The following is a 16,242-nucleotide window of genomic DNA, read 5'->3' as shown; positions in this document are numbered from 1 at the left end:
TTCCCCCAGACCGGCCCCGACCACCTAAAAAGGCGCGCGGAACGGACCCGGGCAAGTGGTGTGGCGGTGTTAGTCCCGGAGCGCCCGGCGGGCGCTGTCCGTGCGCTGCTGCGGATTGCCCAGCCGGATGTCCGCGCTAAGGACCGTGACGCCCTGCACGGAGACCAGCACCGGGTTGATGTCGACCAGCGCAATCTCGGGGTGTTCGTCCTTGAGCAGCGCCAGCCTGGCGACCACGTCCTCCAGGGCTGCGACGTCCACCCGGGGCAGTCCCTGGTAGCCAAACAGCCGGCGGGAGGCGCGGGGCGCCCGGACCAGGTCGGCAATGTCGACGTCGGTGAGCGGCGGAATGCCGTGCGCCCAGTCATCGAGCAGGTTCACGGCGTCTCCGGCGATGCCGAAGGACAGGACGGGGCCCAGCAGCGGGTCTTCGATGGCGCGCAGGACACAGCCCTGCCCGGAGGGCGCCATGGACTGCACTTCGAGCTCGAACCGGCCATAGGGCTCCAGTGCAGAACGCATCTCGGAAATATTGCTGCGCAGCGACTGCTCCGAGGCGATGTTCAGCCGGACCCCGCCCAGGTCCAGCCGGTGGCGCAGAGTCTCATCCATGGTCTTTACCACCACCGGCCAGCCCAGCTGGTCAGCGGCTTCAACGGCCTCGTCTTCGGTCCGGAAGGGAAGGGACGGGAGCAGCTTGACGCCGTAATAGCCCAGCAGCTCAGCAGTTTCGCCGGGCCCAAGGCGCAGCAGTTCAGTGTTCACCACCCGTGCCATCTGGGCACTGACGAAGGCATGCGCGGCGTCCGTGTCCACTCCGGCAGGCATCGTGAAATGGCCGTGCTCCCGGCCCGCCCACTCGGTGTAGCGCACCACCGAGGCCAGCGCGCTCACGGCAGCTCCCGGACTCGAAAAGCACGGCAGTCCGGACGGCTGCCGCGCTGCGCCCTCCCCCTCGGCCTGCTGGACCCCGGCCGCATCCGCCTGTGCCTGCGAGGCCTCCGAGGCTTCAGGCCGGCGGACCGCCAGGACCCCCTCAGCCTGCTGCGCCGGGTCCATGATCCCGGTGAAGACCGCGACGACCGGTTTGCCCGCCTCATCGGCAGCCTGGAGCAGGCCCTCGGCTATGTGGTCATTGGTCAGGCCCGGAGAGGGCAGCAGCGTGACGACGGCGGAGTGCACCGCAACATCGGCCAGCGCCTTGGCGACCGCTTCCCGCAGCACCGGCAGGGCCACGCTCATGCCGCTGTCGAGGGTGAGGTCGGTCCGCAGGTGGACGATTTCAAGGTCCAGGGATCCCGCAGCATCGGCCAGGACCCGCCCCAGGGCCGCAGAATTGCTGAGGATGGCCAGGCCCTTGCCGCGCGGAAGGGGCTGGCTGCAGGCAATCTGCGCAACGTCCATGAGCTGCTCGTTGGTGTCCACTCGGATCACCCCGGACTGGCGCAGCATGGCATCGAGGGCGCCCTTCGGCGCCTGGGTAATCCGCACGGAGTGGCCCGGCGGCAGCTGGAGTCCGGTGACATCGGACTTGGCGACGATCACCGGTTTGATGGTCGCCAGGCGCCGGGCAATCCGGGAGAATTTTCGGGGATTGCCCACGGATTCCAGGTACAGGCCCACAACGCGGGTGTCGGCGTCGTCCTCCCAGTACTGCATGGCGTCGTTGCCGGACACGTCCGCCCGGTTACCGGCCGAGATGGTGGAGGACAGCCCCAGTTGCCGGCGCTGCGCTGCGGCGTACAGCAGCACCCCGATGGCAGCCGACTGGCTGAACAGGCCCAGTCCGCCGCGCCGCGGCATCACCGGGGCCATGGAGGCATTCAGGGAAATGTCCGGACGGGTGTTGATCAGGCCCAGGGACGCAGGGCCCAGCACGCGCATGCCGTTGGCGCGGGCCTGGCGCACCAGCGTGCGCTGGCGGGCCAGGCCCGCCTCGCCGTCGGCGAACCCGGCGCTGACCACCAGGAGGTGCTTTACACCCGCAGCGGCACATTCAGCCGCGACGTCAAGCACCTGCTCGTAGGGCACGGCAATCACGGCCAGGGAAACGGGCTTCGGAACCTCCGAAATCTTGCCGTAGGACACCATCCCGGCAAGTTCGAATGCTTCGGGGTTCACTGCGTACACGGATCCCGTGAATCCGCCCTCAACAATGTGCTCCATCAGTTGGTAGCCGATCGAACCCCACTCACGGCTCGCGCCGATGACGGCAATGGACGACGGCGCGAGCAGGTCGGCAACGCTGCGCGCCTCGGCACGGTGTTCCCGGGATTCCATCACGGCCCGGGACTTGTCCGTGGGATCGATATCGAAGTCCAGGGCGATGACGCCGTCGTCAAAGGCACGGCGGACCTCGTAGCCGGCGTCAGCGAAGACACTGAGCATCTTGCGGTTTTCGGGCAGCACCTCGGCGCTGAAGCGGCGGATGCCGTTCTCGCGGGCGGCAGCGGCAAGATGTTCAAGAAGGATGGATCCGATCCCGCGGCCCTGGTGGTCATCCGAAATGTTGAACGCGACTTCGGCCTCGGTGGGGTCGTCGAGCCTGTCGTAGCGGCCGATTCCCACGATTTCGGAACCGAGTGTGATCACAAACGCAACCCGGTCCCGGTAATCGACGTTGGTAAAGCGCTTAAGCTCGCGGCTGCTCAGTTTAGCCTTGTAAGTGAAGAAGCGAAGATAGATGGAGCTTTGGGACTGACGCATGTGGAAGGCCTGCAACGCCTCGGTATCGGCCGGCGAAACCGGACGGAGGTGTCCTGTACCGCCGTCCCGCAACACGACATCTGCTTCCCAATATTCGGGGTATTGTCCCTGCTCCGCCATAGACTCACCCTAGTGGGAATCTCCGGAAACCCGCCACCGACACTGATGGGACACTGATGCGAATCACAACCTGGCTTCCGGCTGGTTCCTGACTGCTCCTGACAAACGCCCGACAGATACCGACAACCGCAAGGACGCAACAACCCAATGGCCCGGCGCTCCGCCTCCGTACCCAGTCCCGGTGAACCCATCGCCGAGAACATTATTGACATTGATGTCACCACCGAGATGGAGGGATCGTTCCTCGAGTACGCGTACTCGGTGATCTATTCCCGTGCCCTGCCCGACGCCCGCGACGGACTGAAGCCGGTCCAGCGGCGGATTCTCTACATGATGGCGGAAATGGGGCTGCGCCCGGACCGGGGGCACGTGAAGAGCGCCCGCGTGGTCGGCGAGGTCATGGGCAAGCTGCACCCGCACGGTGACTCGGCGATCTACGACGCCATGGTGCGCATGGCCCAGGACTGGGCCCTGCGCCTGCCGCTGATCGACGGTCACGGAAACTTCGGCTCACTCGATGACGGTCCTGCCGCTTCGCGCTACACCGAAGCCCGCCTCGCGGCAGCCGCCCTGACCCTGACGGACCACCTCGACGAAGACGTCGTGGACTTCGTCCCGAACTACGACAACCAGCTCACCCAGCCGGAGGTTCTCCCGGCAGCGTTCCCGAACCTGCTGGTCAACGGCGCCAGCGGCATCGCCGTGGGCATGGCAACCAACATGGCTCCGCACAACCTGGGCGAAGTCATAGCGGCCGCCCAGCACCTGATCCGCCACCCCGAGGCGACCCTCGAGGACATCATGCGCTTCGTGCCGGGACCGGATTTGCCGTCCGGTGGACGGATCGTGGGCCTGGACGGTATCCGCGACGCCTACGCGACCGGACGCGGCTCCTTCAAGACCCGCGCAAAGGTGGAGATCGAACAGCTCACTGCCCGCCGCACCGGGCTGGTGGTCACCGAACTGCCGTACATGGTTGGTGCCGAAAAGGTCATCGAGAAAATCAAGGACGCGGTCACCTCCAAGAAGCTCCAGGGCATCTCCGACGTCGTGGACCTCACGGACCGCGTCAACGGCCTGCGCCTGGTCATCGAACTGAAAAACGGGTTCAACCCCAAGGCCGTGCTGGCCCAGCTCTACCGCTACACGCCGATGGAGGATTCCTTCGGCATCAACAATGTTTCGCTCGTGGACGGACAGCCCCGCACGCTGGGCCTGGTGGAACTGCTCCAGGTCTACGTGTCCCACCGGCTCGGCGTCGTCCGCCGCCGCACCGCCTACCGGCTGGGCCGCAAGAAGGACAGACTGCACCTGGTCGAGGGCCTGCTGATCGCCATCGTCGACATTGACGAGGTCATCCAGGTCATCCGGTCCTCCGAGGAGACGGCAGAGGCCCGCACCCGCCTCATGTCCATCTACGACCTGACCGAGATCCAGGCCAACCACATCCTCGAGCTGCGCCTGCGCCAGCTGACCAAGTACTCCCGACTGGAGCTGGAGAAGGAGCAGGAGGAGCTGCGCGCGGCGATCGAGGAACTCCAGGCCATCCTGGATTCCGAGGAACGCCTGCGTGAACTGGTTTCGGACGAGCTCGGTGAAGTGGCCGCCAAGTACGCCACGCCCCGGCGGACGGTCCTGCTGGAGTCCGAGGCCGTTGGTCCCGTGGCCTCCGATGCCCTGGCGGCGAAGTCCGGCAAGGGCACCAAGGCTGTCCTGCCGCTTCAGATCGCTGACGAACCCTGCTGGGTCATCCTTTCGGCCTCCGGCCAGCTGGCCCGCACGTCCAACCAGGAACCCCTGGCCGAAGGCGGGCAGCGGTCCCGCCACGATGTCTTCCGTTCCGTCGTGGCCACTACGGCCCGCGGCGAAATCGGAGCGGTGACATCCTCCGGCCGGATGATCCGCGTCCAGGTGATGGATATGCCGGCCCTGCCGCCTACCGCAGGCCTGCCGAACATGGCCGGCGGTGTTCCGGCCAAGGAATTCATGACACTGGCCAAGGGCGAGAAGCTCATTGGGCTGGTGCCCCTCAACGCAGTGCTGGCACTGGGCACCCGGAAGGGCACGGCAAAGCGCCTCAACCCCGACTACCCGCTGAATCGCGATGATTGGGAAGCCATCACGCTCAAGCCCGGCGACGAGGTCATCGGCGCCGCCGTCGCAGCGAACGACGACGACGAGCTGGTCTTTGCCACCAAGGGCGCCCAGCTGCTGCGCTTCAGCGCCTCGGCCGTGCGTCCGCAGGGACGGACAGCAGGCGGTGTTGCCGGCATGAAGATCAGTGAGGGAGACGAAGCCATCTTCTTCGGCGTCGTGTCCGCCGGGGACCCGGCCGCCGTCGTGGTGACTGTCGCTTCCGGCACCGAGACCCTGCCGGGCACCCCCGGCGGCTCGGTGAAGGTGACCGATTTCGCTGAGTATCCGGCGAAGGGCCGTGCAACAGCGGGCGTCCGTGCGCACCGTTTCCTCAAGGGCGAAGACGCCCTGGTGGTGGCGTGGGCCGGGCATGGTCCAGCGAAGGCCGCGGCAGCCAACGGCACCGCCCGGGCCCTGCCCACCGAACACGGCCGGCGCGACGGTTCCGGTGTACCGCTGGCAAGTCCGGTGGAACACATCGGACCCAGCTTCAGCTAAGCAGCCGCAACGCGAACGGCCGGGCCTGGAATCTCCAGGCCCGGCCGTTCGGCTGTGCTGCGCTATCGGGCGAAGCTGCGCAGCCGCAGGGAGTTCGCCACGACCAGGACCGAGCTGGCGGCCATGGCTGCACCGGCAATCATGGGGTTCAGCAGCCCGAAGGCCGCGACCGGGATTCCGACGGCGTTGTAGAAGAACGCCCAGAAAAGATTGACCTTGATGGTGCGCAGGGTCCGGCGCGAAAGTTCGATCGCGGTGGCTACCTGGCCGAGGGAACTTCCCATCACTGTCAGGTCGGCGGCCGCCATTGCTGCGTCGGTGCCCGATCCCATGGCGATGCCGAGGTCGGCCTGGGCCAGCGCCGCGGCGTCGTTCACGCCGTCACCGGCCATCGCCACGGTGGCTCCCTGCGCCTGGAAGCGGCGGACCGCTTCCACCTTGCCCTCCGGACGGACGTCAGCGAGCACGTCTTCGGGGCGGATTCCCACCTCCTGTGCGACGGTCGCCGCGACGACGGCGTTATCCCCGGTCAGCAGGACGGGGCGCAGCCCCAGCGCAGCCAGTCGGGCGACGGCGGCAGCGGAACCCTCCTTGATGGAGTCCTGCAGGCTGATCACTCCGGCGGCAGTGCCGTCGACCGCCACCAGCACCGCAGTGGCACCGGAAACCTGTTCAGCCTCCAGCAGTGCCAGTGCCGCGCCGTCGACCGGGATGCCGTTCTCCTCCAACCAGCCCGGGCGCCCGGCGATCACCCGGTGTCCGTCGACCGTTCCGCGGACGCCGCCTCCGGGTGAGGAGACGAAGCCAGTCACCGGGACAAGACCCGGGCCCGCTTCCGCAGCCGCGGCAATCGCAAGGGCAATCGGATGTTCTCCGGCATTTTCCACCGATCCGGCAAGACGGAGCAGCGCGTCGGGGCTGCCGGGGGCACCGGTGCGGGGAAGCGGTGCTGTCCGTGCCACCGAAAGCTTCCCGGTAGTCACCGTCCCGGTCTTGTCCAGCAGGATCGTGTCCACAGTTCGTGTGTCTTCCAGGACCTGCGGGCCCTTGATCAGGATGCCCAGCTGGGCTCCCCTGCCCGTACCCGTCAGGAGCCCGACAGGGGTCGCCAGCCCCAGGGCACACGGGCAGGCGATGACCAGGACGGCCACGGCCGAGACGAATGCGCTTTGGAGGTCCCCGGTCAGCACCAGCCACAGCAGGAACGTTACGACGGCGATGCCAAGCACCACAGGCACGAAGACCGAGCTGATCCTGTCCGCCAGCCGCGCAATGGGTGCTTTGCCGGATTGCGCGGCGCTGACCAGCCGGCCCATCTGAGCGAGGGTGGTTTCGCTGCCGACCCGGGTGGCCCGGACCAGGAGCCGCCCCGAGGAGTTCACGGTCGCTCCGGTGACCGGGTCTCCGGGATGAACTTCCACCGGGAGGGATTCTCCGGTGATCAGGGCCGCGTCGATCGCGGATTCGCCGTCCACGACGATCCCGTCGGTGGCTACTTTTTCGCCCGGCCGGACCACGAAGACGTCTCCGGGAATGAGCTCATCGGCCGGAATGCGTTCCTCGCGTCCGTCCCGCAGCACCACGGCATCCTTTGCTCCGAGGCTCAGCAGGGAGGTCAGGGCGTCAGCGGCGCTGGTCTTGGCGCGCGCTTCCAGGAACCGGCCCAACAGCAGGAACGTGGTGACGACGGCGGCGACTTCGAAGTAGAGGTTCCCGCCCTCCGCCATCCCCGGATCGGCCGTCAGTGCCGGGTCCGCGATGAGCTGGCCGAGCGAGAACAGGTACGCAGCGCTGACGCCGAGGGAAACCAGTGTGTCCATCGTGGAAGCCAGATGGCGTGCGTTGACGGCCGCGGCGCGGTGGAAAGGCCATGCCGCCCACACAACGACCGGCAAGGCCAGGGCGGCAACCGCCCAGCCCCAGTGAGGGAACTGGAACGCCTGGACCATGGAGACCAGGAGCACCGGGGCGGTGAGTGCCGCGGCGGTGATGAGCCGTGGACGCAACTGCGCGGCAGTGCCGCCGTGCGCCATATGGTCTTCAGGGTCCCTGCCTTCGGGCCTGGCCACGGTGGCCGAATAGCCGGCGGCCGCGACGGTATCCAGCAGGTCCTTATCGCTCACCCCGGCAGGCACCCTCACGTGGGCCGAGTGCAGCGGGAGGTTGACGCTGGCGGTAACGCCGTCGATCTTCCCCAGCTTGCGCTCCACACGGTTGACGCAGGAAGCACAGGTCATTCCCTGGATATCCAGCGACACCTCGCGCTCTGCGGCGACGTGCTGCCGTTCTCGGGTTGCCATGGGTGTCCTCTCTGCCTAGCCGACGACTGTGTAGCCGGCTTCAGCCACTGCTTCGCTCAGGATTTCGGGGGCGATGGGTTCGCTGGAGGTGATGACTGCGGTGGAAACGCCTTCCGGCTGCAGGTCGACCTTGACGTCCTGCACTCCGCCGATGGCGGTGAGTTCTTCAGTAACGGACGCTACGCAGTGGCCGCACGTCATGCCCGAGATGTTCAGTTCCGTTTTCATGGTGGTCCTTCCGGGACGTTGCCCATATCTGTTGCCTGGCGGGTCTGCCGCAGCCCTTAGCGGATGAGGCGCCCAATGGCATCGGTTGCTTCCTGTACTTTTGCGTCGACAATGCGCGGATCCCCCGCTGCGTCGGCTTCCCGTGCAGCCGAGACAACGCAGTGCGAGATGTGGTCCTGAACGAGGCCGAGGCTGACGGCGTGCAGCGCCTTGGTGACCGCCGAAACCTGGGTCAGGACATCGATGCAGTACTGGTCCTCGTCCACCATGCGGGCAATCCCCCGCACCTGGCCTTCGATCCGCTTCAGGCGCCGCAGATAGGCTTCCTTGTCGCCCGCGTACCCACGGGGTTCAGCCGCGTGCTCCACCACTGTATCCATGGCCTCCGCCTTCCTTCCGGTCCCTTCCTACGTCCACAACATATACCCCCCACCGGTATATTCCCGGTTGACACGGAAACTTCTTGGACCTCCCGGCAGGGACGCGGCTTCCCGGCCTCAAGGGCTCAGGCCACCGCTGGCGTAAGGTGGTACGCGTGGAAAACAAAGCACTGACCAGCGCTGCAGAGGACTACCTCAAAGTCATCTGGACAGCCCAGGAATGGACGGACAAACCGGTCACGGTCTCAGCCCTCTCCGCCCATCTTGGGTTCTCTCCATCGTCAGTGTCAGAGGCAGTGAAGAAGCTGGCTGCCCAGGGTTTCCTGACGCACGCACGTTACGGCTCAGTGGCGTTGACGCCGGAGGGTGAGCAGGCTGCGGTAACCATGGTCCGCCGCCACCGGCTGATTGAGACCTTCCTCGTCGAGTACCTCGGTTACGGCTGGGACGAGGTCCACGACGAAGCCGAGAACCTGGAGCACGCTGTCTCGGACAAGATGGTGGAGGCGCTGGCGGTCCGCCTCGGCAACCCGGTCCGCGATCCCCATGGAGACCCGATTCCCGCCCGTGACGGCAGCCTGCCGCCGCTGGACGCTTCGCGGCTCAGCCAGAGCGAGCCCGGCAGGCGTCTGCGTATTGCCAGGGTGTCGGACACGAGCCCGGACCTGCTGCGCTACCTGAGCGGCATGGGGCTGGGCCTCGATGCAGAACTGAGCATCATCGAACGGCAACTCTATGCGGGTACCCTGACGCTTGAGCGCAGCGGCGGCCGGGTGGAGCTCGGACTGCCGGCAGCGGAAGCTATCTGGGTGGTTCCGGCCTAAGCGACGGAACCGGGAGCCAGCGGCAGGTCGAACACAATCTGGCGGCTGACCGGCCGATAGCCGAGCTGTTCATAGATCCTCAGGGCTCCGGAGGGGTTTTCGGTATCCACCCCAAGTCCGGCGTTCTCCATGCCTGAGTCCCGGAACCGGCGCATCGCCTCCGACAGCATCGCCGGGGCGATCCGCATGCCGCGCCAGTCGCGCAGCACACCCAGCAGCTCCGTGTACCCCTCGGTGTAGCCGAAGATCTCCTTGGATTCGGGATCGAAGCTCGCGAGCTGGTAGGCCGCTATGCCGCCGGAGGACTCTTCCACCACGGCGAAGCTCCAGTCGGCCCGGAACTGCGGGTGGCTGACCGTGAACTTCCAGCTGTCCTGGTCCCGCGGCTCGCTGCCCCAGTGGTCCTGGAAAGCCTCATTGTGGGCCAGCCGGAAGCGTTCGGACAGCTCGTCGGAGAAAGTCACGAAGGAGAGCCCATCCGGCAGCGGAGCCTCTGGAAGTTCACCCGCCAGCGGGCGGGTCATCTCCGTGAAGTACCGAACGATCCGGGCTCCGACTGATTCCAGCAGGGCGACAGCGGAGGGGTTGTCTGCTTCTGCATAGCTTCGAAGCACGGCCTCGCCGCCGCGGCGGTCCTGGACGCGCTGCTTCGCGCGTGCCTCCTGCCACCGGAAGACGGCGGTGCCGATTCCGCGCCGCCGCCACTGCGGGTCGACGCCGCCGAACCCCGATACCCGCACTGAATCCGGATTGACGCTCACGCCGCCGAAGGCCCGGGGCACGCCATCCGGGTCCAGGCCCAGGATGGTGTCCCGGGCCGGATCATCACTGGACCGGGACAGGATGTGTTCCAGATCGGCACGTTCTTCAGCCCATCCCGGTTTGTCTTCTTCCACGATCCGCCGGGTCAGCGCATACCAGTCCTCAAGATCGGCCGGGGTGATGGGCCGCCAGGACAATCCCGTCTCGTTTCCGGGCAGCTGCAGAGCGTCGGGAAAAGTCATGGCCCCTAGCGTAGGGCAAGACTCCGATCCTCCGCACCCAGCACCAGTTCATGGTCGCACCACGCAGCATCCGCCGGATTGTGGGTCACCACCACCACAGACTTGCCGGCCAGCCCCTTCCTGAGGTCCGCCATGAGGCGGCGGCCTGCGGGAGGATCCAAGTGGGCAGTAGGTTCGTCCAGGAGCACAATGTCCGCCTCGGTCAGCAGGGCACGGGCCACGGCGAGCCGCTGCCGCTGGCCGCCCGAAAGGAAATGGCCGCCGTTGCCGATCCTGGTGTCGATGCCGTCCTGGAGTTCCGCAATCAGGTCTTCAAGGCCGACCGCGGTGAGGACGTCGAGCATTTCGTCCGTGGACGGAGCATGTTCGCGGTCGCGTGCCAGGAGCAGGTTGCCCCGGACGGTGGAGTTGAAGAGATGCGCTTCCTGCGGGCACCAGGCCATTCCCCGCTTTTCCCGGTCCATGTTCTCGGCGGGCTGCCCGTCCTTCAGGAAGATGCCGTCCTGGGGCTTGAGGAAACCCAGGAGCACCCCCAGCAGCGTGGACTTTCCGCTTCCGGACGGTCCAGTGACGGCCAGCCAGCCGCCCGGCTCAAGGTGCAGGTCAACACCGTCCAGCACATCGGCAGAGGCTCCCGGGTAGCGGTAACGGATCCCGATAAGGTCGATCGCGCCGGGACCCGCATGGCCGGGGACAGAAACAGTTCCTGCTGCGGCCGGTCCGGCCAGGGCGCCGGACCCGGCATCATCCGCCGGAACAACGGAGCTGGAACCAAGGTCGGGAAGCACCTTGTCGCCCAGGATGCGCCAGGCCTGGAACTGCTGGATCGAACCGTTCACGGCTGCGAAGCACTCCAGCAGGGCGAGCTGCATGAGCACGATCAACGACGCCACCGTGACCGGGACGCCCTGAGCCAGGCTCAGGATCCACAGCGCGGATCCGGCACAGGCCAGCGCCGTCACGGCGTTGGCCAGTCCCTGCGCCCAGGCGGTGCGACGGGCAGCCTGCGCGGCAGCAGCATCCAGTGCGCGCTGCCGGGCAAGGACCGGTCCGGAGCTGCTGTTCGCTTCCAGGTCCCTGGCTGCCGACAGCAGTTTCGCCATGGCAGCCATGGCCCGCGACTGCAGGGCAACCGTCCTGCCCCGAGCGGCGGAATCGGCCCAGAGGGCGAGCAACGGGGCACCCGCAAGCCCGACGACGCAAAGTCCAATTTGCACCAGGATCGCTTCCGGTACCAGAAGCCAGGTGACGACACATGCTGCCACTGATGTCATAAAAGCCGTTACCGGGGCGAAGACGACCCGGGGCGCGATGTCCCGAAGTTCATCGACGTCGCCCACCAGGCGTTCGAGCGCTCCACCGCCGCGTGCCAGCCTCCGCCAGCCTTCGGGCCGGTTCAGCAGTCCGTTCCAGAGACGGATCCGGATGGAATTCGTGGCGCGGAAAACCGCGTCATGCAGGTGAAGCCGGTCGCGGTAGCGCAGAACGGCACGTCCGATGCCGAAGAACCGCACTCCGACGATTGCCGTCAGCAGGTACAGGATCGGCGGCTGTTCGGAGGCCCGGACGATCAGCCAGCCCGAGAGCGCACTGAGCGCCACGGCAAAGATGGTGGCACCGGTGCCGTAGGCCAGGGCCTTCAGGAACTGCGGGCTCCACGGCCGCAGCACCAGCAGGTTTCTCCAGAGCGGCTGGCGGACGGCCGGCTCGTGCCCCTCTTCGGCGTCCGCTGGCCTGTCCGCGGGTTCGTCCAGGGGAGCGCTCACGGCGTCTGCCCAGGCGCCCTGGGGCTGCAGTCCCTCCGACGGGGCCGCGCCGGAGACCGGGATGACGACGTCGGCAATCGCTGCCGTTTCGGGGTCATGGGCCACCAGCAGGACGGTGCACTGCAGGCGGAGCCTGGAGAGGGCGGCTCGGACTGCGGCGGCGCTGTGGTTATCAAGGTGCGCGGTCGGTTCATCCGCCAGCAGGACACACACGCCGGAAACGTTCTGGACCCGGGCTATCGCACGGGCGACGGCGACGCGGCGTTGTTCGCCCGGGCTGAGTTCCGCCGTCATTTTCTCCAGCAGTTGGGGCGCATCGATTTCCGCCAGGGCCCGCGCTGCGGCACGGCGCTGTTCGCTCCCCCCGCTAAGTCCGGAGTACAGCCCGATTTCCTCCCGTACGGTCTCTTCCATGAGAACCGGATGCTGCGGAATCCAGGCCACCGAAGCACTGTCCACACCCTGGACCGTCCCTGTGATGGTTGCTCCTGCCCCGTCGCGGCGCAGTCCGGCAAGGATTTCCAGGACACTGGTCTTGCCGGATCCGCTGGGGCCGCTGAGCGCGGCGATGCTGCCTCGGGGCACAGTGAAGCTGAGCCCATCGAGGACGGCACCGGGACGTCCCGGGTAGCGGACGGTGAGCCCGTGGACTGCCACGGCGCCGGCGGCGCCGGCTGCCGGGACAAGCGGCGTGGACACGGGTGCGTCAAGGACCGCGTTCGTGCGCTTCAGCGCCTCGAGTCCGTCCTCACTGGAGTGGTGGGCGGTACCAAGGTCGCGCAGGGGCTGGTAGCACTCGGGTGCCAGGATCAGGGCCAGCAGTCCCATTTCCAGGCTCATGTCGCCATGGATCAGGCGGACACCGATGAACACGGCCACTACGGCCACGGAGATCGTCGCGATCAGTTCCAGTGCCAGGGAGGAAAGGAAGGCCACGCGCAGGGTTTCCAGCGTGGTGGTCCGGTAACGGTCGGCAACGTCGCGCAGGGCGCGGGTCTGTGCCTTGGCCCGGCCCAGCCCCACGAGCACGGGCAGGCCCTTGGCCAGCTCAAGCATGTTGTCCGAGAGCCGGTTGAGCGCGTCGATAGCCTTGGCTGTCTTGTCCCCGGTGTGCAGGCCGATCAGGATCATGAACACCGGAACCAGCGGCACCGTCAGGACGATGACGACGGCACTGACCCAGTCAGCGGCGAGGATCCGGATGCCAACAAGCAGGGGCAGCACGGCACAGGTCACCAGGGCAGGCAGGTACTTGGCATAGTAGTTGTCCAGTCCGTCCAGCCCGCGGGTCAAAAGCACGCTGAGTGCACCCGTTCCCATGCCGGGAACACTCCCGCCCTCCTCCAATACCCGGTCGGTCAGCTGGGCGCGCAGCTCGTCCTTGACACCGGCGGCTGCCCGCTGGGCGACGGTTTCCTGCGCCCACATGGCCAGGGACCGCAGCAGCGCACCGGAAAGACCAGTGGCTGCCACGTAGCCCCAGTCCGGGCCGCCCGCGGCCAGTCCGGCAATGCCCGCGGCAATGCCGGTGGCCAGCAGCACCAGCCCGACGGCCTTCAGCGCCGCCAGCAGGCCGAGCAGGTACAGGGCCCGGCGGCTGGTGGCGCTGACAGGAAGGACCGGTTTCACTGGGCCGTGATCCTGTGGACGGCCGGGATGGAGTCTGCGCTAATGCGCTTGCGGAACACCCAGTAAGTCCAGCCCTGGTAGAGGAGGACAATCGGGAGGCCAAAGACGGAAACCCAAGTGATCACCTTCAAGGTGTACGGCCCGGAGGAGGCGTTGTCTACCGTCAGGTTCCAGGCTGCGTCCAGTGTGGAGGGGAGCACCACGGGGTACATGGCGGCGAAGATGGAGACCGCGCCGAAAAGCAGGAACGCTGCCAGGGAGCCGAAGGCCAGGGCTTCCTTTCCGCGGGATGCCATCAGCCAGGCGACGGCAACGGCGACTACCGCCACGGCCAGCGGGATCAGGGACATCAGGTCCCCGCTGAGGAACTGCACGCCGACTGCCCAGGCGGCCAGCGGCAGGATCCCCACGGGCAGCCAGCGGACCAGGGCACGACGGGCACGGGCCCGGATCTCGCCGTCGGTCTTCAGCATCAGGAAGGCGCAGGCATGCACCAGGGCGAAGCCGACCACTGCCAGGCCGCCCAGCACTGCCCATGGCGTCAGCCAGGCAAAGGCACCACCCACACGGTCGCCGTTCTCATTCAGCGGCAGGCCGGTCGAAGTCAGGGCCAGGGCGGCCCCCACACCGAAGGCGCTCACGAAGGAGCCCAGGGCCATGGCCCAGTCCCAGCGGTTCCGCCAGGAATCGGAGTCGTGCTTGCCCCTGTACTCGATGGACACTGCCCGGAAGATCAGCCCCAGGAGGACCAGCGTCAGCGGGATATACAGCGCCGAGAACAGCGAGGCGTACCACATGGGGAATGCGGCAAAGGTCATGGCGCCCGCAGTGATCAGCCAGACCTCATTGCCGTCCCACACCGGTCCGATGGTGTTGAGCAGCACGCGGCGGTCGCGTTCGCTGCGGGCAAAGAGCTTCATGAGCATGCCCACGCCGAGGTCGAATCCCTCCAGGAAGAGGTAGCCGACCCACAGGAAGGCGATAACGATGAACCAGAAAGTTGGAAGCGTCATTTTTGGTCTCCGGCGCTAGTAGGCGAAATCTAGGACGTCGTCGGACTTCCGTCCACCGGGCGTGCCGGATGTGCCCGGAGTGCCGTCGCCGTCGCCGTCACCGTCGTTTGAATCCGACGCGTGGAGCAGTTCAGGCATTGCGGACGGAACACCGCCGCGTACGTATTTGAACAGCAGCCGTACTTCGACCACGAGCAGGGCCAGGTAGATCACCGTGAAGGAGATGACGGAGAACAGCAGTTCCGCCATGCTGACCCCCGGCGATACAGCCGCCGCAGTAAACATGAACACGTTGTCTATGCCGGTGAAGCTTGGGTTAGGCACGACAACGAAGGGCTGGCGGCCCATTTCCGTGAAGATCCAGCCGGCGCTGTTGGCACCGAACGGGGCGAGGATCCCGAAGACCGCAAGCCGCATGAGCCACTTGGACTCCGGAACGGTGCCCTTGCGGGTTACCCACAGCGCAACTGCGGCCGCAGCGGCAGCGACGCCGCCGAATCCGATCATGATCCGGAAGCCCCAGTAGGTCACTGACATCACGGGGAGGTAGTCAATTTCCTGTCCGGCCTGCTCGCCGTACATCGGGTCATCAGGCAGGTGGGTTCCGTACTTCTCCTGGTATTCCGGAATCAGCGTGTTGACACCGTCGACAGGGGTGTTGAAGTCACCGTTGGCCAGGAAGGACAGCACGCCGGGGACCTCGATCAGGGTCTGGACATCTTCACAGTCCTTGGCACCCACGTCGCCAACGGAGAGCACGGAGAAAGCGGTGCCGTTGTGGCAGGCAGCCTCGGCAGCGGCCATCTTCATCGGCTGCTGTTCGAACATCAGCTTGCCCTGCAGGTCGCCTGTGATGGCCGTGCCGGCAAAAGCGACGACGGCGACGGCGGCTCCGATGCGCAGCGCCTTGATCCAGACGGCGTGGTCGGTCTTGTCACGGCCGATGGCCGCATTCTCTCCCACCACCACACGGCCGTCCGCATCCACGGTGTCGATTCCGTCCCGGCGCCGCTTCCACAGCTGGTACCAGGAGATACCCAGCAGGAAGCCGCCGGCGACTGCGAACGCACCGGTAATGGTGTGCGGGAAAGCGACCAGCAGTGTGTTGTTGGTCAGGATGGCCCAGATGTCCGTCATGACGGCACGCCCGTCGACCATCTCAACGCCGACGGGGTGCTGCATCCAGGAGTTCGCGGCCAGGATGAAGTAGGCAGACAGCGCAGAAGCACCGGTGGCCAGCCAGATGGTGGCAAGGTGCAGCTTCTGCGGGAGCCGTTTCCAGCCAAAGATCCAGAGTCCCAGGAACACGGACTCGGTGAAGAAGGCCAGCAGGGATTCCAGCGCCAGCGGAGCACCGAACACATCCCCGACGAAGCGGCTGTATTCGCTCCACGCCATACCGAACTGGAACTCCTGGACCAAGCCGGTGGCAACGCCCATGATGAAGTTGATCAGGAAGAGCTTGCCCCAGAACTTGGTGAGCCGAAGATACTCTTCCTTTCCGGTACGCACCCAGGCGGTCTGCAGGGCAGCAACTACGAGGCCCAAGCCGATCGTGAGTGGAACCATCAGGAAGTGGTAAACCGTTGTAATCCCGAATTGCCAGCGGGCAATATCCAATGCTTCCACGAAAACAAT

At 66.5% G+C, this 16,242-nt stretch carries 10 protein-coding genes; 2 read left to right on the top strand and 8 right to left on the bottom strand.

Annotation, left to right across the window (positions count from 1 at the left end):
* Positions 1–69: 69 nt before the first annotated feature.
* A complete protein-coding gene (locus TVB01_RS04010; protein ID WP_422454306.1) occupies positions 70–2,826 on the bottom strand; it encodes a GNAT family N-acetyltransferase in 2,757 nt (918 codons plus the stop codon).
* 147 nt (positions 2,827–2,973) lie between these two features.
* Between TVB01_RS04010 and TVB01_RS04005 the strand changes: the two genes are divergently transcribed.
* Positions 2,974–5,460, top strand: coding sequence for a DNA gyrase/topoisomerase IV subunit A (locus tag TVB01_RS04005; protein ID WP_422454304.1), 2,487 nt, complete (start codon positions 2,974–2,976; stop codon positions 5,458–5,460).
* Between the two features lie 62 nt (positions 5,461–5,522).
* Here TVB01_RS04005 and TVB01_RS04000 read toward each other — a convergent pair whose 3' ends face one another.
* From TVB01_RS04000 to TVB01_RS03990, 3 genes are read right to left on the bottom strand one after another with little or no spacing between them, the layout of a single operon-like run.
* Positions 5,523–7,760, bottom strand: coding sequence for a heavy metal translocating P-type ATPase (locus tag TVB01_RS04000; protein WP_422454303.1), 2,238 nt, complete (start codon positions 7,758–7,760; stop codon positions 5,523–5,525).
* A 15-nt stretch (positions 7,761–7,775) separates the two neighbouring features.
* Positions 7,776–7,988, bottom strand: a complete 213-nt coding sequence (locus TVB01_RS03995) for a heavy-metal-associated domain-containing protein (protein ID WP_422454301.1) — start codon at positions 7,986–7,988, stop codon at positions 7,776–7,778.
* Positions 7,989–8,044: 56 nt separating this feature from the next.
* Positions 8,045–8,368, bottom strand: a complete 324-nt coding sequence (locus tag TVB01_RS03990; protein WP_422454299.1) for a metal-sensitive transcriptional regulator — start codon at positions 8,366–8,368, stop codon at positions 8,045–8,047.
* Positions 8,369–8,523: 155 nt separating this feature from the next.
* On the opposite strand from TVB01_RS03990, the gene TVB01_RS03985 reads away from it, so the two are divergent.
* Complete coding sequence (locus TVB01_RS03985; protein ID WP_422454297.1) at positions 8,524–9,192, top strand: metal-dependent transcriptional regulator; 669 nt, start codon at positions 8,524–8,526, stop codon at positions 9,190–9,192.
* Here the strand turns inward: TVB01_RS03985 and TVB01_RS03980 are convergent.
* The 4 genes from TVB01_RS03980 to TVB01_RS03965 are packed head-to-tail and all read right to left on the bottom strand — an operon-like array spanning position 9,189 to position 16,233.
* Positions 9,189–10,196 (bottom strand): GNAT family N-acetyltransferase, encoded by a 1,008-nt coding sequence (locus tag TVB01_RS03980; RefSeq protein WP_422454295.1) that lies wholly within the window; start codon positions 10,194–10,196, stop codon positions 9,189–9,191. The two genes, TVB01_RS03985 and TVB01_RS03980, sit on opposite strands and share 4 nt — an antisense overlap.
* Positions 10,197–10,201: 5 nt before the next feature.
* A complete protein-coding gene (gene cydD / locus TVB01_RS03975; protein WP_422454293.1) occupies positions 10,202–13,591 on the bottom strand; it encodes a thiol reductant ABC exporter subunit CydD in 3,390 nt (1,129 codons plus the stop codon).
* Positions 13,588–14,604, bottom strand: coding sequence for a cytochrome d ubiquinol oxidase subunit II (cydB, locus tag TVB01_RS03970; RefSeq protein WP_422454292.1), 1,017 nt, complete (start codon positions 14,602–14,604; stop codon positions 13,588–13,590). The genes cydD and cydB overlap by 4 nt, the downstream gene beginning before the upstream one ends.
* Before the next feature lie 15 nt (positions 14,605–14,619).
* Positions 14,620–16,233: a cytochrome ubiquinol oxidase subunit I gene (locus TVB01_RS03965; RefSeq protein WP_422454290.1), complete on the bottom strand. Its 1,614-nt coding sequence runs from the start codon at positions 16,231–16,233 to the stop codon at positions 14,620–14,622.
* Between the last annotated feature and the right edge of the window lie 9 nt (positions 16,234–16,242).

This window comes from Arthrobacter sp. 7Tela_A1 (assembly GCF_049311065.1).
GTDB lineage: Bacteria > Actinomycetota > Actinomycetes > Actinomycetales > Micrococcaceae > Arthrobacter_B.
The sequence above is the reverse complement of the archived record's forward strand: the minus strand, read 5'-3'. Positions and strand labels throughout refer to the sequence as shown.

Bases quoted from the DNA above. Each gene is read 5' to 3' on its own strand.
- cydB (WP_422454292.1), bottom strand. From the start codon at position 14,604: ATGACGCTTCCAACTTTCTGGTTCATCGTTATCGCCTTCCTGTGGGTC.
- TVB01_RS03995 (WP_422454301.1), bottom strand. From the start codon at position 7,988: ATGAAAACGGAACTGAACATCTCGGGCATGACGTGCGGCCACTGCGTA.
- TVB01_RS03980 (WP_422454295.1), bottom strand. From the start codon at position 10,196: ATGACTTTTCCCGACGCTCTGCAGCTGCCCGGAAACGAGACGGGATTG.
- TVB01_RS04010 (WP_422454306.1), bottom strand. From the start codon at position 2,826: ATGGCGGAGCAGGGACAATACCCCGAATATTGGGAAGCAGATGTCGTG.
- TVB01_RS03990 (WP_422454299.1), bottom strand. From the start codon at position 8,368: ATGGATACAGTGGTGGAGCACGCGGCTGAACCCCGTGGGTACGCGGGC.
- TVB01_RS04000 (WP_422454303.1), bottom strand. From the start codon at position 7,760: ATGGCAACCCGAGAACGGCAGCACGTCGCCGCAGAGCGCGAGGTGTCG.
- TVB01_RS04005 (WP_422454304.1), top strand. From the start codon at position 2,974: ATGGCCCGGCGCTCCGCCTCCGTACCCAGTCCCGGTGAACCCATCGCC.